This window comes from Paenibacillus wynnii (assembly GCF_030812855.1).
Classification (GTDB): Bacteria; Bacillota; Bacilli; order Paenibacillales; family Paenibacillaceae; genus Paenibacillus_AQ; species Paenibacillus_AQ wynnii_A.
In genome coordinates, this window is sequence record NZ_JAUSTK010000002.1 from 1 (window position 1) to 20,945 (window position 20,945).

12 protein-coding genes are annotated in these 20,945 nt (G+C 41.1%); 1 reads left to right on the forward strand and 11 read right to left on the reverse strand.

Going from position 1 to position 20,945, the window contains the following annotated elements; all coding sequences use genetic code 11:
* The 6 genes from J2T20_RS02080 to J2T20_RS02105 all read right to left on the reverse strand — a co-directional run.
* A partial coding sequence (locus J2T20_RS02080; protein WP_307585118.1) for an ISL3 family transposase occupies nucleotides 1-874 on the reverse strand: 874 nt, incomplete at its 3' end.
* Between the two features lie 112 nt (nucleotides 875-986).
* Complete coding sequence (locus tag J2T20_RS02085) at nucleotides 987-2,255, reverse strand: glycosyltransferase (RefSeq protein WP_307585120.1); 1,269 nt, start codon at nucleotides 2,253-2,255, stop codon at nucleotides 987-989.
* A gap of 63 nt (nucleotides 2,256-2,318) precedes the next feature.
* Nucleotides 2,319-5,159, reverse strand: a complete 2,841-nt coding sequence (locus tag J2T20_RS02090; RefSeq protein WP_307585122.1) for a glycosyltransferase family 4 protein — start codon at nucleotides 5,157-5,159, stop codon at nucleotides 2,319-2,321.
* Between the two features lie 10 nt (nucleotides 5,160-5,169).
* Nucleotides 5,170-6,720, reverse strand: a complete 1,551-nt coding sequence (locus tag J2T20_RS02095; RefSeq protein WP_307585123.1) for a methyltransferase domain-containing protein — start codon at nucleotides 6,718-6,720, stop codon at nucleotides 5,170-5,172.
* A 17-nt stretch (nucleotides 6,721-6,737) separates the two neighbouring features.
* Nucleotides 6,738-8,006, reverse strand: a complete 1,269-nt coding sequence (locus J2T20_RS02100) for an ABC transporter ATP-binding protein (protein WP_307585124.1) — start codon at nucleotides 8,004-8,006, stop codon at nucleotides 6,738-6,740.
* Entirely contained in the window at nucleotides 8,003-8,779 is a 777-nt protein-coding gene (locus tag J2T20_RS02105; RefSeq protein WP_307585125.1) for an ABC transporter permease, read from the reverse strand. Before J2T20_RS02105 ends, J2T20_RS02100 begins: the two co-directional genes overlap by 4 nt.
* A 132-nt stretch (nucleotides 8,780-8,911) precedes the next feature.
* Between J2T20_RS02105 and J2T20_RS02110 the strand changes: the two genes are divergently transcribed.
* Nucleotides 8,912-11,707, forward strand: coding sequence for an O-antigen ligase family protein (locus J2T20_RS02110; protein WP_307585128.1), 2,796 nt, complete (start codon nucleotides 8,912-8,914; stop codon nucleotides 11,705-11,707).
* An 85-nt stretch (nucleotides 11,708-11,792) separates the two neighbouring features.
* Here J2T20_RS02110 and galU read toward each other — a convergent pair whose 3' ends face one another.
* From galU to J2T20_RS02135, 5 genes are all read right to left on the reverse strand, one after another.
* The gene (galU, locus tag J2T20_RS02115) at nucleotides 11,793-12,689 is read right to left on the reverse strand and encodes a UTP--glucose-1-phosphate uridylyltransferase GalU (protein ID WP_307585129.1); all 897 of its coding nucleotides are present in this window, start codon (nucleotides 12,687-12,689) and stop codon (nucleotides 11,793-11,795) included.
* Between the two features lie 203 nt (nucleotides 12,690-12,892).
* Nucleotides 12,893-15,418, reverse strand: coding sequence for a U32 family peptidase (locus J2T20_RS02120; protein ID WP_307585131.1), 2,526 nt, complete (start codon nucleotides 15,416-15,418; stop codon nucleotides 12,893-12,895).
* Between the two features lie 259 nt (nucleotides 15,419-15,677).
* Entirely contained in the window at nucleotides 15,678-16,343 is a 666-nt protein-coding gene (locus tag J2T20_RS02125; protein ID WP_307585133.1) for a hypothetical protein, read from the reverse strand.
* 1,436 nt (nucleotides 16,344-17,779) lie between these two features.
* Complete coding sequence (locus J2T20_RS02130) at nucleotides 17,780-19,693, reverse strand: copper amine oxidase N-terminal domain-containing protein (RefSeq protein ID WP_307585135.1); 1,914 nt, start codon at nucleotides 19,691-19,693, stop codon at nucleotides 17,780-17,782.
* A 39-nt stretch (nucleotides 19,694-19,732) separates the two neighbouring features.
* The gene (locus tag J2T20_RS02135) at nucleotides 19,733-20,878 is read right to left on the reverse strand and encodes a S1C family serine protease (protein WP_307585137.1); all 1,146 of its coding nucleotides are present in this window, start codon (nucleotides 20,876-20,878) and stop codon (nucleotides 19,733-19,735) included.
* Nucleotides 20,879-20,945: the final 67 nt, after the last annotated feature.

The following is a 20,945-nucleotide window of genomic DNA, read 5'->3' on the forward strand; positions in this document are numbered from 1 at the left end:
TCTGTTCGTTCTTTAAGGTAGAGGCATTTTTCAGCCACAGATATCGACTGTTTTTCAGTTCAGGAACTTGTTTTTGTTCTTCTCTGCGAACATCATCAACGGCTTCATTCACCATCTTCATGACGTGAAACTTATCAAAGGTAATCTCAGCCTCAGGGAATTGTTCCTGAATACCTCGAATGAATGCGGGGGACATATCACAGCAGATTTCTTGAATTTGTGTGGCTGTAGCCCCTTTGCTCGTCAGATGTTGTTTGAATTTTTCTAGTGTATCCTTGCTCTTTCCTTCGGTTGCAAACAATACCGTTTTGGTATCTACATCTACAAATAAGGTAATGTAGCGGTGGCCCCGACGGGATGAGGTTTCGTCTACAGCAATTCGTTTCACACCCGTCAGATCCAGTTCATTCATAGCTACATAGACATAGTGATGGAAAATCCGCCACATCCGTGTATCATGCTCTCGAAGTTCTCTGGCGGCTGCATTCACCGGCATCTCAGCCATAAGTCGCATCGCCCAAGCGTCAAACTGCAGAGTGAAGTGTGACATGGGACGTGACCACTTTACAGGAACGAGAGTCACCTTGTTGCAGTTCATGCAATTTGTTCGAGGAACACGTGCATGCATATAGGTTTTCCAATTCCAGAAATCCAGATGACGCCATTCCTTCTTCTCCGCGTCATAGGCTTTGCATGCAGCACCACAGGACGGGCAAGTAAACATCGCTCCCCGCTCGAAGTCGATGAATAAATGCCAGGCTTCGTCTTTATCGTCATATTCTATGTGTGTCAATTTCCAGGGCTCTTCAAGCTCCAAAGCAACCTTAAACATCTCAGCAATCATATTATCTTTACTGCTTAATGAGGTCCACATCGTCATTACCACCTATTAAAGTTATTTACTAGGCAGTATCGACAACTCCTCTAGTAAACAGACATCGGGCATTCACTACAGCGAGGAAGCGTAATTACTAATTCTTATTTTCCTAATTTGTTCTATTTCCAAATATTTTTTTTAAGATAATCTTGAATTCACCTTTTAATATATACTTATAGAGTTTTTGCAGTCTTATATTAAAAACATTGTATACGCCTTTAACCTTAAGTGTTTCTGAACTACCTGTGGCCTTAATAGGCTTCAAACAAAATTCTTTAAGAGGGATGATACAATTTTTCCATTTATAAACCTCTTTAATTTTATTAAAGCCACTTTTGTACTTGTTCAAACCATTTGAATCAAGCAAAGCTATCAATGTTGAAGCTAAGTGGTTCTCATCATTGAAAGGAACTACCTCACCGAACTTATATTTTTCCACTAGTTCACTCATGATATCTCCGCCATTGGTTATAATAGGCAGCTCACACCACATATAATCTAATATACGAGTTCTAAATGAATACCGAGTCTCTATATGATTAGCATGTAAGCTAAGACCGATATCAGCCTCAAGAAGATAGTTTTGGCGAGAAGCGTATTCAACCCAGTCATTAAAGAATACACATTTATTAGTTAAATCCAAAGAATCTGCTAATGACATAGCTTCTATAGTTTTATTGGACAAGGGGACCTGAGAATTCGGATGTTTTATACCCATAAAAAATAGCTTTATATCATTCCTCTCTAAACTAATAATGTGCATAGCCTTTACAGCTGTTAGTGGGTCCAGCCAATCCCAAATCCCACCACCCCATATCACTACTTTATCATTTTCATTAATACCAGGAAAAACCCCCTTCAGAACTTGTTTATTATGGATAGGTTCTTCTTCTGGTATTCCGAATGGGACAACACTTATTAGATGATCAAACCCTGGATTAACCCGGTATTCCTTAGCATTTATTCTATTAATTGCTGTCAACATTCCTATCCACAGATCCTTTTGTTTCTCGGAAGCACATATAAAAAAATCACCTGCTGCCAATTGATCAAGGATAATTGTTAAAGAGGATAAGTGTAGTTGGTTAACATTAGGGCTATCTTTATCTATTTCAAAATTTTCAAACATAAAGGGGTCATATAAATCCACTATAATTGGTACCTTAGTCTTTTTTATAAATGGATATTGCCACAACGTTACGCCTTGAAGAATCACACTATCAGCGTTACTTAATTCTTCTTTCAAAACGGCAGGGTTTATTCTCTTGATGTTGAATTTGGCTTCAAGTTCACAATCATTCGGACACAGCAAGGTAACTTCTGTGTGCTTGGACAGTTCTACAGCAAAGTTCCAATATCTAATACCAGGTCCTGCCATTTTGGCATCGATTATATCTGAAGATATAATAAGGGTCTTTTTATTCAGTTAACTCACCTCAATTTAACGACCTATAATTTTTTTAATCCATTTTCTAGCTAACACTTTTTTCATCTTTTTATAAAACACAATAGGAGTTGAGTTAGTTATTTTTATAAGTTTTATTTCCAAATCGTTCACTTTATTTTGCAATTCTCTAACCGCATAATTATTAGCACCAGCATTTGCGATTTTTTGCTTTAATATAAGTGCGATTTCGTTAATATCTCCCTCTTCATGGATAGCTGATTTAGCATCGGTAACTTCGCGATCTGTGATGGTATTGTAAACGAAATGACCATAATTAGTGCAATAGGTTCTATAACAGATACTACCTTGATTTTTATAGTGGTTCACATATATATTGTTTCCTTTATCGTTGCCATATACAGTAACTGCATTTGTTTCATTAGCGTCACTTTCAATGAAGAAGTAGTATTCTTGATTTTCCGAATTAACAATCGGGTCAAAGTTAAAACTGAACCAGGTATTATCCCTAATATTTTTCAAATCAACTTTTAAGGAGAAAATATCATTTATGGAATTCGGAAATTTTTTCAGATGGAATGTCAGACTTCCTTCATTAACTCTATTATAGTTACCAAAATAGATATCCACTCTTGAAAAGTTGTTATCGTTCAAGCGAATAGTACCCCCATAAGAAACTCCGTAAGTCAAAGGTGCCATCGGCTTAACAATTTCTTCATTACCAACATTCTTTAACTCTCTTATTCTTTGGGAACTTTCCTCAAACAATGTTTTCGAAATGATTATTCTTTCAAATTGCTGACCGCTTATTTCCCAGTTTAAATCTTTGGTGAACTCGTAACTATTTTGTTGAAGTTGAGACCTCAATTCAACATTTTCCACTAATGCACTTATCTTGTCGGCTAAATCAATAGGATCTGCTTTAGCGAGCAACCCATTAATGTTATTTCTTACAACTCCCTCTATAGTGTCATCGTCTATATCAATTACAGCACAGCGTGATGCCATTAACTCCAGAGGTAACAAACTGGCATTTGTTAAGGAAACAACTAGAGCCAGGTCAGCACTTTTATATAAATCCGCCAGTTCATCTGTTGTAAGAACGCCTAAATTCGTATGTGGGAAATTAGTTTTTAGATCCTTATCACCGCCAAACAATATGATTTCAATAGAACCTTTAAATCTTCTATCGACTAATTCTAAAGCCTGAAGACCTAATTCCACACCTCTTCTTGGCGTAGAATTACGTGCATAAAATATTATTTTAGTCTTATTATTAGGTATTTTAGGTTCAGTTAGCAGATAAATGTTGTTATCTGTCGAGAAATCAATGTAGTCACAATCCATTCCAAAATTATTTTTCACCTTTTTAGTTAACCATTTACCAATTGTAATTCCTCTTAAATTTAATTTGTATGAATTTTCCGCTAGCTTATATTCACTAGACATCGGATAAAAGTATGGTTCATAGTCTTGTATAAAATAGAATTTACTTTTACTATTCGTAACTGAGTTGATCCTATACGCCGTTGGCCAAGAAGTTGCAATGAAAACATCCGACTCTTTGAATTTCGCATCTTCCCTGAAATAATTGGCTCCAGTTACAAAGAAATGTTTATCAATAAAATCAGTTATTAACTTATCGTTACGTGAATCAAAATTTTCTCCATCTTGAACATATATGTTTACTTTATTACCATCATTGCATAAATATCTAGCCATTCTTAATATTGTTGTATGTCCTCCTGAACCAATGAATGGTTGTGGAATTAAGAAGTTAACTGTTAGCTTCACTTTACTTTCTATTTTTTTATTATTACTTTGCTTTGTTATTTGTGACAAAATGTGAAGGTAGCTTTTTGCTCTGCTTTTCACGGTGTAGTTGTTTTTTACGTGGTTGTATGCATTCTTACCTATCTTTAGCCTTAATTCCTCTTGATTAATTAAGAGCTCTAACTTTTCAAACCATTCCAGTGAAGTTTCTGCTAAATAACCATTCTCTCCATCCTTAATAGCATGTTGAAAAGCATCAATTTTAGATGCTACTGTTGGAATTCCTAGTATTCCTGCTTCGAAATACTTCAATTCACTTTTAGCTCTGCAAAATGGATTGTCTATTTCTAGAGGTGCTAAATTAATATGTATCGATTGAATTGAACTCGGTAGATCACGCCATCCCACTAAAGGCAATCGAATAATTCTATTCTTAAACGCATCAAATTCCTTACTTAAGTCTAATAGACCACCAATCACAAGGTCAGTCTGGGTATTCATTTTTAGAATTTTTAGAAGAGCATCACTAATCTGTAGAAAATCCTTATTATGAGTTTTACTACCACTAAAATAACCGATTCGAATACGTTCACTGTGTACATTGGTTTCGCAGTTAAATGTTTCACAGATATCCTCTAACTCTAAACTTATAGCATTTCTATTTATATAAACATTGTCATTATATTTAGCTATAGTTTCGGCTAGAAATTCAGTTGTAACAATTGCGCCATCACATAACTCAATAGTTTTTTTATAGCGTTCTATACCTTCAAAATATAGTGCCTTCTCTTCTTCTTCTAAATAATTAATTCCATCAGAGTACTTGGCATACTCTTTTTCATAAACTAAATCATCTACGTCAAATATTACTGGAACATTCATTTTGTTTGCAGTACTGATAAAATACTCAATACCTAGAGTATGTGGAACTCTATGCATAATAACGATATCAATTTTTTGATCTAAAGCAGAAATAATATCATAATCCGCAAAATATCTTTCTATAACATTGATTTCCAAATACTCAAGTTGTTCCATTTGATTAAAAACTCTATATCTTTGTGTATCTCCGAAACATCCACTTATAAATAAAACCTTCTTCAAAATATACACCTCAGATTTCTTTAAGAATTTTGATTAAATCATTGTATTTCCTAATTGATTCGCCATATCTATCAGTTGCCAGTTCCAAATCTTTCTGGCTCTCATTAATCTGAAAATTTAATTTTTGAATTTCTTGCTTTTTCGTTTCTAATGTTTCTTTCAATGTAAAAATATCATTCTCTAATTTGTTTAACTTCTCAATATTAATAATATTTGTTTCAACTAACCTCTTATTCTCATTCAAAAAATCATTATTCTTTTGTTTAATCAAAAAATACTGCTCCGCAGCATTCATTTTTCGGCAATAAGTTTTCAAAGTCAGATTTCCGATAATATCTTTTGTATTTAATAATGTCTTGCCGTAGCTATTTTTTTCTGAGTAGTAAAAACTAGGTCCTATATTGTTAGAAACTTGTGTAATTTCTATAGTGTATTCTTTCCCTTGAGAATCCATAAGTGGAGTGAATTCTATATTGAACCAATCATTGTCTTTTAAAGTATTATAAGCAAAAACTGTCTCTGAAACGCACGTATTATTAATATTATCAAATAGAGAAACCTTGAGGTGACCTTGCAATTTCTCCTTATAAGTTGCTACTAAAAAAGACAAACAGAACAAATTTGGTGATTGGCAAAGAAAGGTCTGTCGAATAGTACTTTGAAATGCCATTCGCTCCAATACTTCATCTGCATCATAGTAATAAGTATCTAAAATACTTTTACTCTCATTTTCTTTTTTCATATTCAAATATGTTATTAGGGCTTCAGTAGGCAATAATAAATTGGTCTTAGTATCCTTCTTAACACTTTCGAAAAAATTATTTTTCACCATTTCGTTCATTTTGTCGATAACAAATGTGACTCTATAACCCTCTGGTAAGTTCATCTCCCCTAGAAAATGATATTTATTCACATATTCATCTATTAACTCCTGTAAACTAGGTTCTGCAATTCTTGATAGTTCATAATTAACAACCATCAATTTAAGCCAATTATCAGTATCACCAGAATAATAATAAGAATGAGGCATAGACAACTCATTTAATTGACTAGCCACGTCTTGCACTTTTGGCAACCCATTAATTAGATGTTCTTCTAACATTCGGTTCTCGCCACCCGACGAGTTAACGATATATTCATATAGTATTTTTTCTGCCAACGCTTTTTTGGCAGTATAATACGGAAAGTTGATTATTACCAATTCTTTTGAAACTCTAGTTAGTTCTTTAATAAAATCATATCGCCCTTGAGGTGGTACATGCTCTAGGACATCATTAGATACTACAACATCAAACGAATTATCCTTAAAAGGTAAATCCCTACCGTCACTCACTTGATAATTATCTAATGAGGCTTGCGTAGTATCTACAACCAGGACTTCATTTTCTCCGAAAAATTCAACTGCGGGTAACCAATCTACTCCTTCTTTAGTCTTGAAATGTCCTCCAACATCCAAAATTTTTAACTTCCGCTGTTTTTTTTCATGAAAATCTTCAATTAGTCTTCTACATATTTCATATCTTTGATATTGATCAAAAGGCATCGTTAATTTATCTATCAAGGTATAACCTCCCTAACTTATATAAGCCAATCGCATGTCAGACCAATTACTCCTAATTCGTTTCTCTCATTAACAACCATTAATTCAAAACATTTCTCCATATGAATAAAAGGTTCTATACAATCGTAATCATAAATAGCCAATGTAATATAAAACTTTCCATTTAAAAGTGGTGGTTCTTTCATAATTACTTTTATAAATCTAGAATGGTCAACTTCATCTAGAATAACTCCATCATTTTTTGAATTCGGACCACTCAGCAAATTATTATTCTCATCATATAAGGCAATACCAACTACTAATCTTTGAAGTATATGGTTTGTCTTTAACTCAATGTTTAGAACTATATCTTGTTTATATTGGAATACATTTGAAACGTACCCTTCAGAGTTCGAGAAATAAAACTTATTGAGACTCACTTCCCTATTTCCCCAAATGGATTCTTTAATATTATAATATGAACTTGTATGAGCAATATATAATGACTCGGAATTTTGATGTATCTCGTTTCCATCCTCTATTACACTACTCGCATGATTTCCATAAAGTTGTGCGTAATACCTGTTAATAAGAAAATCGGGCTCGCCGAATTCTATCTCCCCATCATCGCCAATATAAATAATTCGGTCACATAGATTTTTAACGCTAGACATATCATGTGAAACGAAGACAATCGTTTTTCCTTTAGATTGAATTTCTTTTAATTTGTTCATACATTTCTTTTGAAAATTAGCATCCCCTACTGCGAGGACTTCATCCAAAAGAAGAATATCAGGATCAACATGAATAGCGACGGAAAAGGCTAGACGCATGTACATACCTGATGAATAATTCTTTACAGGTGTATTCATAAAATCATTCAGCTCTGAGAATTCAACAATCTCCTCATAATGATCCCTTATATACTTTTTAGGAAGACCTAATATTGATCCGTACAGATAAACATTTTCTCTTCCTGTCAAATCCGGTTGAAATCCTGCCCCTATTTCTAATAACGAAGAAACTTTCCCTGTTATTGTAATTTTACCACTATCAGGATTAATTATTTTGGCAATAAGTTTAAGCGATGTGCTTTTCCCTGCGCCGTTTCTTCCGATGATACCAACAGTTTCTCCTTCATAAATAGAGTAGCTAACATTTTTCAGAACGTTAACTTCAATGGTTTCCATTTTATTCCTTCTCAACAAAAGGTTAATAACCCTTTCTTTCAAAGTAGTCGGTCTGTTTTTGTGGATTTTATATATCTTAGTGACATTCTCAAAATTAATAACAGTTTCTCTTGTCATAGTTCTTCTCCAAAGTTTTTTTCTCTTTTATGAAACACATACAAACCTACAAAAAATAGAATTAAAGAATAGCCAAATGCAGTTGATAGAACTGAAAAATCAGGAAAATCACCTTTTAATAGTACCTGTCTAAATAACTCTATTAAATTAGTAATTGGATTTAACTGAATTATTTTATTAAATGGCTCTGGTACCATTGATAATGAATAAATAACAGGTGTTAAATAAAACCAGGCCATAAAAATAACGTCAACTATGTGTGAAACATCTCGATATTTAACTGTGATTGAAGATAATATCAGACTAATTCCTGCAACCACTAAATATAATATAATCCACAAGATCGGTAAAACAATTAAAGATAAAGTAAATTCAACATTATAAAAAAACATTGCACCAAATAATATTACATGGCTAATAATCATAGTTAGAAAATTAGCGTTTATAATAGACAGTGGAATTATCGCTCTAGGAAAATAAATCTTTTTCACAAGGTTTTGATTATTGACAATACTGCTTGTACTTTGTGAAATACTTGCTTGTACAAAGTTCCATGGTATTAAACCAATAAAAACAAATAAAGCGAAATTATCTATTGTCATTCTCAAAATTATTTTAAAAGCAAAATTGTATATAACAATCATCATCAATGGATATATGTAAGACCATAGTATTCCTAAAATTGAATTTTTGTATTTCAACTTCAATTCATTCGAAGTTAAGTTACCTAATAAATCCTTATAGTAAATAATATTCTTAAAATAATTAATCACAATTTCCACTCACTTTCTGAAAATAATACTCTAATAATAAGTTATTAGGATTTATTTAAACTATCTTTCGTTTTCCATTACGACTAATTATGCTAAAATATTGTCGTACCTACAGAAAAAGGAGATCATAACGTGTCGAAACCAGTATACGGTAAAAATGCTTTACAGTCGAGAAATGTTGAAAAGATACCTAGTGCTATATGGGCTCTGGTTGCCGCTTTTATTCTATTTTTATTGTGGACCCCGTTTCAGGTAGGATTGTTTAATGGACTGTTGATAGATTTTGAGAAACCTTTATATGTGTCAGCAATGTTTGGTGCTCTAATGTTGCTAGTATGGATCGGCTTGTATTATAAAAAGTTCAAGCTTGAAGAGCAGCGTGATGTACTGGCAGTAGCCGCACTTTTGCTTCCGGTCACTTATGCCTTATCACTTTTTGTCGCTGTATCGCGTTACATGGCGATGGATATGCTGTTCATTCAGAGTATGTATGCAGCAGTTTTCATTATAGCGTTATATCTCTTTAAGCAAAAGCAACTAAATGTTGTCATTCAAAATGCTCTGCTTGCTATAGCTTATTTCATAGTAGGTTTCGGACTCCTGAATTGGCTTGGAGCCTGGAGGCTGGCTGGCGGTTTGGTCGGTTGGTTCTCTAATACTGTTCGGAACGGCAAGTATTTGGACGCTGTGATGACAGACTCTAATGGTTTGAGGCTCACTTCCATCTTTCAATATGCGAATACATATGCCGCTTTTCTAATGGCTTTTCTGTTTGTTGCTGTTTTCGCACTGATTCGCTCTCGTAAATGGTATGGAACACTTACACATGGTTTTATGCTCGTACCTATTATAGTATCGATTTTATTAACGTTATCCCGTGGTGGACTCGTGTTACTCCCAGTGGTGTTTATACTGCTGTTACTGTTCCTGAAGCCGGCACAGCAAATCCTATGGATTGCGCATCTCGCAATCGCAGGTATTGCATCTCTTCTAATTACTAATCCGATAACTACGCTAGGAACAGAGCTGAATACCGAATTCACCTCTTCTGCTGCGTTTAAGGGCTGGGGGTTCTTATTAGGAGCCTCACTGATTGTGGCCGGTCTGGGCTGGGTTGTTCAGCGGTATGCTGCTCCTTGGCTAGAAAAGAAGCTTGGCAGCTGGGAATCCCGTAAATTGACGGGGCTATGGATTCCACTTGGTTCCGTTGTCCTGATTGGATTGGTAGCTTTTCTGCTCGTGGGCACTAGTGCCCGGACGATCTTACCAGCCAACATGGAAACACGCTTAGAAAATATCAATTTCAAACAGCACAGCGTATTAGAACGATTTACTTTCTACAAAGATGCCTTGAAGGTAGTTAAGGATTATCCCGTTTTGGGAGCAGGGGGCGGCGGTTGGTCCTCACTCTATGAGCATTATCAGAACAATCCCTATACAAGCCGCCAAGTTCATAACTTCTTCCTGCAGTATTTAGTTGAAGTTGGGATTCTGGGATTTATCGTATTTATGGGTTTCATCCTATATATTTTCTATAAATATATTCGTGCTTACATCAAGCGGGACAAGGATGAATATCAAAATGGCTTCTTTTATCTCATCATCGCCTTATCTATTCTTGTTCACAGTTTGCTGGATTTCAATATGAGCTACGCGTTTATGGGTATCTTGGTTTTCCTGGGTCTGGCCGGGATGGCAGCTGTCATGGAAAGCAAGCCTTTACGCAAAAGTTGGAACAAATCCGGAGTTCGTCTGGGGTATTTGGGCGTACTTGCAGTCTGTACTGTATTCATGCTGTTCCTGTCGATTACTTATATCGGATCGAGCAATGCCGCCGTTAAGGCCAAAAGTCTGCTTACAGTAAGTCAGTCTTATGAAGAGATCAAGGCACCCTTAATGGAAGTATTGAAGACCCGTCCTAACCATCCTGAATCCGCCATTTATCTCTCATCTCTGGACCAGCAGGTATTCAGTCAAAACAAGGATGAACAGTTCCTTATTGAAGCTGAAAGTGTGCTGACAAGAGCATTAGAGGATGAACCGTATAACAAAAATCTATTAAAACAACTAATCAGTAATTATGATTTGAAAGGTCAAAGTGACCAAGCTTTTGCGATATTCCGAGATAATGCGGATAAGTTCAACTGGGACATTGAATGGTATGAGGATTTGATCAGCCGTTCCTATGCCTTGGGTCATGAAGCCTTTGTTCAAAAGGACGAAGTGAAGCAGAAGGAATATTTTAAAGCAGGACTTGACGCCTATAACCATGTCGTTGCTGGTGTGGAACATTTAAAGACACTCCCGCCAGAACAAATGCAGGGACGTCCTTTCTCGATTACGCCTACCATTGCATTAAATATCGGTAAAATTCAGATGATATCTGGAGACCCCGAGGCAGCCAAAGCTACCTTGAGACTTGGGTTCAATGATAATTATGCAGATATCATCAACAGCAATAATCTATGGGAGATGGATTGGTATGGCACTATTATCAGTCGCTTCTATGATCAGGCTCAAGCCGTTTACACACAAACTCTGGATGTAACCCTGCGACCTGATTATATGAGACCAAGCCTTACTACCGGGATCGAAGCGTACAACCATGTTCTGATGGATATAGAATATATGAAAACTCTATCCACTGAAGAGTTAAAGGGACGATCACTTACGATTACACCGGCTATTGCACTGAATGCAGGTAAAGTACAGTTTTTGTCCAAACAACTGCAGGCAGCAACAACTACCTTGCATAGTGGCTTAAGCGAAGATTACTCAGATGCTACTAATCAAGAAATTGCACGCTGGTACTTAGCTTCACTGATAAAGAGCAATACGGTACAAGATGAAGCCGTTTATAACCGACTTATTGCGGCTGATCCAACAGCAACAACCAAAATAGATGAGATCTTGGCAATGCAGTTCTAAGAATTAGCTGATGCTAATAAAACAACTTAAAGAGCGACTCCCAGCAAGTAATTGGGGGTCGCTCTTTTTTTTTAGAATAAGTTCGTTACTGTTCTAGTAAGCTACTTTTTTCCATTTCACTCTCCACAATCTCTTGCAGATAGCGCAGTAAATCCCCTTTAAGCTCTCCACGTTGGAGCGCATAGTGAATGGTTGTCCGAATGAAGCCCATTTTCTCACCTACATCATGACGCTTACCCTCAAAGTTATAGGCAATAATCCGTTCTACTTCACTAAGACGGGCAATGGCATCGGTAAGCTGAATTTCTCCGCCTACTCCTACCTGCTGTTCACCAAGCATATCAAAAATACGAGGTGTTAAGATGTATCGTCCGAGTATAGCCAGATTGGATGGTGCTTCCTCTCTTTTCGGCTTTTCTACGAGACGATTGGCTTTATAAACACGTTCCGCCAATTCTGTACCGTCTACCACACCATAACGGGATACTTCTTCCCACGGAACGGGTTGAACACCAACGATTGAGGATTTATATTCGTCATACACATCTATCATTTGTTTCAGGCAGGGCGTATCCGCTTCAACAATGTCATCCCCAAGCAAAACAGCAAAGGGTTCATTACCGATAAATTTACGTGCGCACCAAATGGCATGTCCCAATCCTTTCGGTTCTTTTTGCCGGATGTAGTGAATGTCCGCCATTTCAGAGGACTTACGTACAGAGTCTAGCAACTCCCACTTTTGCTTCTCCGCCAGACCGAACTCCAGCTCAAAGGAAGTATCAAAGTGGTCTTCGATAGCCCGCTTTCCTTTTCCCGTTACGATAATGATATCTTCAATGCCTGAAGCAACAGCTTCCTCTACAATATACTGAATCGTCGGCTTATCTACGATCGGCAGCATTTCTTTGGGCATTGCTTTGGTTGCAGGTAGAAAGCGGGTACCCAAGCCTGCAGCAGGAATAATAGCTTTACGAATTTTCATGGCATATGCTCCTTTTTTATGTATTTGTTCCGGTCTCACACCTTATCTACGAAAAAGGGGATATAGCCTTAATTATAGCAGTTTCTCCCGGTATTAGGGAAATAGTTAAGATTGTTATTCCCAAAAATTAAAAACGGGCAAGAAAAGGGATTACCCCTTTTCCTGCCCGTTAAATCGAATAATGAAGATAAAAAATCTGACGCCTACTTGGCGTTTACCAATTGACCGCGTGTTACACCGAGTTGGTTGGTAGCCTTCAAGCTTTTCCATACTTGAGTGCCGGAGATCTCACCGCGAAGCGCACGGCTGTAAAGACTGAGAACTTCTGCTACCTGCTCCGGAGTCTCTTCCAGAAACTCGACACGGAAGGAAGTCACTCCCAGTTCACGGAAGTTGTTAAGATATTCAGCGCCTGACTGTTCAACGGCATTGTAAACCGTGTTACGGCAGCCTTCATCCACACGGACGGGATGGGACATCCCGATGCGATCCTGAAGCGAAACCCGTTGGTCTTCACAAGGACGGCCGCAGTTGGTAAAGTCAGTTCCTTCACTCAAGAATGTGCAGTACACACAATGCTCCGTATGGAACATCGGCAAATGCTGGTGGATTACAATTTCCATACGTGACGTGTCACTATGGTCTAACAGATCCACCATCTGCTGAATGTTCAGATCGTAAGAAGGCGTTACGAAATCGCACCCTGCCTCCAGGAACAGATCCACGGCTTTGTGATTGGCGATATTCAATGAGAAATCGCCAATGATTCGCGGATGGACGGCATCCGGCTGTTCCATCCGGCGGCGAAGGTAGTAATACAATGCTCCGGTATTACGCACCAGCACGGCATCCGGCTGCAGGCGCAGAATATTAGCATGGTAGCCATTCTCGCCCGGCATATGGATACGCGGCGTTGCCAGCGTAATGCTGGCGCCAGCCGCCCGTACAGCGTCCACCGCTGCCGGGAACTGCTTGATGAACTCGAAGTCGGCGTAGATGTTCGTCACGCCGGCGTCGAGCGCAGCCTGCACCTGCGGCAGGCTGCGGCACAGCGCGGTAAGCTCCGCTTCACCGCGCACACCTGAGCCGTCCCGCTTCGCAGGGGCGGCGTCGCTGTAGACCTCGACCGCCCGTTTCACGTAGACGGGCGGTTTCGGGCGCTCGCCCGCAAGCAGCTCCACCGCGCGGCGGCGGATGCTGTTGAGCTCGCGCATGGGCACGATCACGTCGCCTTCCAGGTGCGACTCCATAGCGCCAAGCTGGAAGACAGTCCCGCCGAGGCGGCCGAATTGTTCTTCCAGCAGCGCAGCATCCATCGGGCGCTTCTGCGCTGTTTCCAACGGAAGCTCCGAGTCCACACGGACGGTGACGTCCTTTTGTGTGTCCGTCCACCAGGTGGCCAGCGGCTCGCCGACGCGGCCCTCGACCTTAACGTTAACCGGGAATACCCGGTACGGCTTCTCGGTCTCGTAGGTTTGACGAAGCGCTTTGTCGAGCGCCGGATCATTCGTCTTCCAGATACGGTCTCCGACATGAAGACGGCGCAGATCCACATCGTTACGGCCTGCTACGATATCAATAATCCAGCCTTCACCGGCTTCACCCTCCAGCTTCACACCTTTACGGCGCAAATCGTAGACGCGTCCGCCTTCTTCTTTTTTCGTAGGATCCCCGGCATCAAAAACAATACCATCCCCACGCTTAAGCGGCGCATGAATGCGGCAGACTACGCCGTCTCGAAGGATTTGCTCCACCGTACCCAGATAGACGCCCCGGCTTTTCGGGAATGTACCGTCCACAAGCTTTTTATGATTCGTTCCATCCAGGAATCCATGTGTAAAGCCGCGGGAAAAGCTCTGCTGCAACTCACGTACTTCCTCCTTGGACGGCTCCGACCAAACACCGTCAAAATAGCGGTCAATCGCCTTCCGGTATTTCCCCACTACATTAGCTACATATTCCGGGCTCTTAAGACGCCCCTCGATTTTAAAAGAAGTGACACCTGCCTCAATCAACTCGGGCATCAAATCAATGGCGGCCAAATCCTTAGGAGACAGCAAATAAGTTACATCCCCCATCGGCTTAACCACTCCGTCAACCATTAAGTCATAGGGCAAGCGGCAGGCTTGAGCGCATTCACCGCGGTTAGCAGAGCGTCCGCCCCACATTTCCGAGGTCAGACATTGACCCGAATAGGAAACACACAAGGCCCCATGCACGAATACTTCCATCGGCAGGCGGGCTTGTTCGCCAATCGTCTTGATTTGTTTTAGATTATTTTCACGTCCGAGAACTACACGCTCCAATCCGAAAGGCTTCGTAAATTCTACCGCCTCCGGCGAAGTAATCGTCATTTGTGTTGAACCATGAATCGGAAAATCCGGGGAAATCTCGCGGATCAGCTTCACCAGACCCAAATCCTGCACAATAACCGCATCTACTCCGGCATCCACGCAAGCATCGATGAGCTCCTTCGCCTCTGTCAACTCGTTCTCGAACACCAATATATTAAAGGTTAAAAAACCTTTTACTCCATAGCTGTGCAAAAACGCCATGATTTCCGGCAGCTCGTCCATGCGAAAATTATTTGCTCTGGCCCGTGCATTAAACTTCTCCACGCCAAAAAAGACAGCGTCTGCTCCATTCGCTACCGCCGCACGCATACAGTCCCAATCGCCTGCCGGAGCTAACAGCTCCACGTCTTCTCTGCGTATGTCTTGCTCTGTCATCTATATCCTCCCAAACCGCTGTAATAGCGGATCTTTTCTTCGTCTTTAACTTATCTATTGTATCAAATATCACATCCGCACGCCATGTGTTTACCAACATTTATATAGAAAAAGTCGATACGCTTCGACACAAATTAAGATTTAGCCGGATTAACAGATCATAGGCAGATTACTTACTTGAGACAACGGGATTATATTTACAGAACAGGAGTCCTCAGATATTCCCGATTAGAACCCCTGCTGTACTATTTCGCTTTTCTTAAAACAATCTCTCCGATAGCCCCTCAACAGGCTCGTAGTAACATGTGTATTTATTTTTGATTATTGGCTGCAGCATTCCCTTATGTACCAAGCCCTGCAACCACTTGCGGGCAGTTCGAAAATTGACCTCATAATGATTCACAATATCTTTGGTTCGGATCGGCTTCCCCAAGTTCCACGCTAAACGTATGACCTCCTTCTCTAAAGGAGAGACCGGATCTGCTGAGATGTTCCTTAGATGCGAGGGTCCAATAACCATCTGCAAAAGCATGCGGCAAATCTCAGGACGCTTCTGCACATCATCAAATGAAAAGTGAATAATCTTCCATCCCATTCCAGTCAAAAAAGTATCCCGATTCAATGAGTAACTAAATCTTTCCCGGTCCATATCCTTAATGTGGCTTTGAAAACCGTCACACTCCAATCCAAAACGTCCATAAGGTGTGATAAAAGCAAAATCAAGAAATTGCGACTTGCGGTTCCAATCATACACCTCGTATTCCGGATGCAAATGCTCCAAGTTCCCGAACAGCGGCCACCATACATTCTTAAGCAGCAGGTTTTCCGCATGCTGATGTCCTCTCATCAATCGCCCCTTCCTCTCCCCCGATCTAACGTTTAAGTGGTGCTCCATCCATAATTGATGCTGTTGTTCGAAGTCCATGGGTATCATCCTTTTCTTGTTTTGGTTTTTTTCTGAAAAAAATACTAAAGTTACTCTCTAGGCCGCACCATTCACGCCAATTCCTGCACTTTATACAACAATTCAGCTCTCTAGGCCCCTCATGCACCTCAATTCCTGCACTTTGTACAACAATCCAGCTCACTACACCCCTCACACACACCAATTCCTGCAATTTGTACAACAATCCAGCACTCGAGACCCCGCTCACACCCCAATTCCTGCACTTTATACAACAATTCAGCTCTAGAAGCCCCGTACACACCCCAATTCCTGCACTTTGTACAACAATTCTGCTCTCAAAGCCCCGCATACCCCCCAATTCCTGCACTTAATACAACAATTCAGCGCCCAAAGCCCCGCATACACCCAATTCCTGCACTTAATACAACAATTCAGCGCTCAAAGCCCCGCATACACCCCAATTCCTGCATTTTATACAACAATTCAACTCTCAAAGCCCCGCACACACCCCAATTCCTGCACTTTCTACAACAATTCAGCGCTCAAAGCCCCGCATACACCCCAATTCCTGCATTTTGTACAACAATTCTGCTCTCGAGACCCGCATACTCCCCAATTCCTGCACTTTGTACAACAATTCAGCGCTCTAGGCCCCCATACACCCCAATTCCTGCATTTCATACAACAATTCAACTCTCAAAGCCCCGCACACACCCCAATTCCTGCACTTTGTACAACAATTCTGCTCTCGAGACCCGCATACTCCCCAATTCCTGCACTTTGTACAACAATCCAGCTCACTACACCCCTCACACACACCAATTCCTGCAATTTGTACAACAATCCAGCACTCGAGACCCCGCTCACACCCCAATTCCTGCACTTTATACAACAATTCATCACTCGAGCCCCGCACACACCCTAATTCCTGCACTTAATACAACAATTCTGCTCTCTAGGCCCCGCATACACCCCAATTCCTGCACTTTATACAACAATTCAGCTCTCTAGGCCCCGCATACACCCCATTTCCTGCACTTTATACAACAACTCAGCTCTAGAAGCCCCGTACACACCCCAATTCCTGCACTTTATACAACAATTCAGCTCTCTAGGCCCCGCATACCCCCAATTCCTGCACTTTGTACAACAATTCAGCTCTAGAAGCCCCGTACACACCCCAATTCCTGCACTTTGTACAACAATCCACCGCATGAGGCCGATATGCATCGCTAGAGTGCCAGAACGAGCTGTCCGAGGTACCGGTAATCCGAGGTGTATGGAGCCCTGGGGCCAATACCGGCTAATACCAGCCAATCAACAAGGCGCCATAGGCAATTTACACATAAAAAAAAGAACGTCCCCTGCCGGCTGGCAATAAGGACGTTCTTCGTCAAAAACAATTATAACATTGCATGAATTAGAGCAATAGTCTCAGATAGTCTTAAACAGTCTTACTTTGTATCCGTAAACCGGAACGACTGCAGCGTTTGCTCCAGAACCTGCTGCTGCACAGGTGTAGCATTAGCATCATTTAGCGTAACAGTAAGTGTATAGATCACATCATTTTTACTGAAAACTGTGGCTTTAATTCGGTTAGGAATACCGCCCTTTGTCTGATGCACGGTGATTACTGTTGCCGGTTCGCCCGCGAATGTTGCTTCCTCAATACTCTCGATGATTGGGCCTTTGGGATCTTTATTTTTGTTCTGGTAATAATCCTTAAGCTGGTTAACAGTAAACTCCATGGATCCCTCAGGACTTAAAGTAAGCTGAAAACGGCCTCCAGTGAATCGATACTCAACATTTTGCGTCTCAAAAATATCCTGATAAGGCACCCACAGCAGCGGGATGTCGATTACATAGCTGAAGGTTTTGGATACTTTGGTCACAGCCTTATTCTTAAGCGATAGATAAGAGTCCTCCGCTAACCGCCCAAAGTTCTCCTTAATGGTCTCAAAATCTATCTGCATAGAAGAAACCATGGCATTAAACTTAGCTTTCTCGTCTCCCTGTCCGGCAGGTGCCACAAACTTCCCATAATAGCGGTAACCATTTTTTAGAAGAAGCATCTGATATTCTGTAGTCCAGCCATTTCCATAGTTGTACTGTACTTCATTAATTTGCGCCTGAACACCGGATATGTTAATAAAGAAGCTGCCTTTGTTTATATAGGCTTCCGGTACAAAGCTGTCTGCAGCCTGACTTTTCAACTCTTCCCCCCAGCTGGCCAGTGAAGAACCTGAGGGAGCCGAGCTCACTTTTAGCTGAAAATAACTTCCATCCTTACTTTCATAATAGAGATGCTGGTCATCCTTGCTCCAATCGGCGGGAATCTGTAGAGAAATACCATAATCTCTATTATGAGCTGTGCGTGAGCCCTCTTTTACTGTAGAGAGATCCCTGATCGATCGGTCTTTAGGATTAAAGGACGGCTGAAATGAATTCAACAGTCCGGCATATTTGACAAAATCCTTATAATTCACCGCATTATCATCGGTCAAATACAGCTCATACAATCTGCCGTTCGCATAATATTGACGCCCTTCCCACAAGGCTCCGCTGGAATCCTTACTCACTACTCGAGCATATGGAATCGTTGCCTGCGGAAAGGTTCCGCGGTCAAGGATAGTCTCACCGCTTTCCTCTGAGCTGCGAACCAACTGATCCAGCATTTCATCTACATCCGCCTTAACCTCCAGCAAGGTAGCATGTATCTCCAGATAGTAGAGGTTCTCAGAACTCATGAACGTAGCTACATTCTCATCCCCACCGCTATCCCCTACAATAAGACCGGACGGGTAATTCATGCTCCACTGATAGTAGCTGTTGCCAACTTTGGTTTTACCTACACCACTGTCTATTCCATCGTCTTTAGGACTCCCGTTCTCTTCTAAAGGCGCTGCCATACTCACCATAATCGTACCTTTGCTACCCGAGGAAATACCCGCCCCAATAACTCCAGCCACAAAACGCAGAGGCACCATCAGCACACCGGAAACCATCCGCGGAGGTGCATCTAGCTTCACCTTTACGCCATCCTTCCATGCGGTTTGGCTGCCAATCGTCATCGCACCGGTATGCGGACCGAACATAACCTTAACGACATCATTTAGTTCAAGAGTGACGGTGCTTCCGAAAGTCTTTTTAAAAACACCCAGCGGCACCATCACCGTACCCTTTTCGGTAAAAGGCTTCACGATCTTGATAGTCTTTCCGTTCACGGTTGCGGTAGTACTACCCACCTTAAGAAGCAGCTCCAGTTTATCCTTCGCTGCTGCTTGAACTGTGGTTATTGGTACAAGTGCCAGCAGAAGCAGCATCGCCAATATTGTATGCAGTCCCCGGGTTAAGCTTAATTTCCTCATCCTTCATTTCCCCCTGTTAGATCACTGTTCTTTTCGTAATCAATCCTCTTCCGTCTCAGTCTCTTCTCCAGTGACTACAGGGTCTCCTTGACCCAGCACCAGCTTGCGGATAACGATGTCTCCCTCGCTCTGCATCATCAGCCGTACCACACTACCCGGTGCATATCCCTTAAACAATTCATTGATATCCACATTCGAGGTCACCCGGTGACCGTCTATGCTGTACAGAACATCTCCTTCGAGGATACCTGCTTTTCGTGCTCCTGAAGAGTTTACTTTCGTCACGGTTAACGGATCTTCTGTAGGCAGACCCACCAGACTGGACCAGCTTGCTTCCAGCTCCAGCCCCAGGCTTGGACGTTTGACTTCACCATATTTGAACAGCTGGTTCATAATGTATTGAACGGTTTCCGAAGGAATCGCAAAACCCATATTTTCTACGCCTATGGCGGAATATTTCAAGCTGTTAATGCCCAGCACTTCGCCTTTCATATTGATCAGAGGCCCTCCGCTATTGCCGGGGTTAATTGCTGTATCACTCTGGATCAGACGATAAGAGGCATCTACCGTACGATTAAGTCCGCTAATAACACCCATGGTAGCCGAACTGCGCAGGGCAAAAGAGATTGGCGTTCCAATAGCAATAACCTTCTCCCCTACCCGGGCATTCGATGCAGACTTGGCCAGCTTAGCAGGCTTCAGGGCGGCTGCATTAATTTTGATCAACGCCAAATCACTGACCTCATCCAAATAGGTATCTATGATCTTGTATGTCTTCCCGTCAGAAGTGACCACCACTGTGTTCTGCAGATCCTTCACCACATGGGCATTGGTTATGATCCAGCCGTTGCTTTTTACGATAATACCGGAGCCATGCATCAGATTGTACCGTTCGTCCACACCGACATAGCGCTCCCCTGAGGACTTGCCGATAATGCCGACTACTGACGGAGTTACGTCCTTGATGATCTGCGGGATCAGATCCTCTGCAGCAGTGGGTTTCTTCTTGTTAACAGCCACACTGCCCACTTCATGGATCACCAGATGAGCCGGGCTCTCATGCACCATAGCCTCCCTATTGACTGCCGTCGGTTCTGCAGCAGCACTTCCCGTCCAAACCGTACAGAACAGCCATCCGCTCAGCAGCAGAACAGCGCTCTTCTTCCCCAACTTTTTTGTGCCCAACTCCATACCCCTCACCGAACCCTCTCTTTATCCTTCATTGTAAAAAAAGACGCCTTCAATCGCCCGA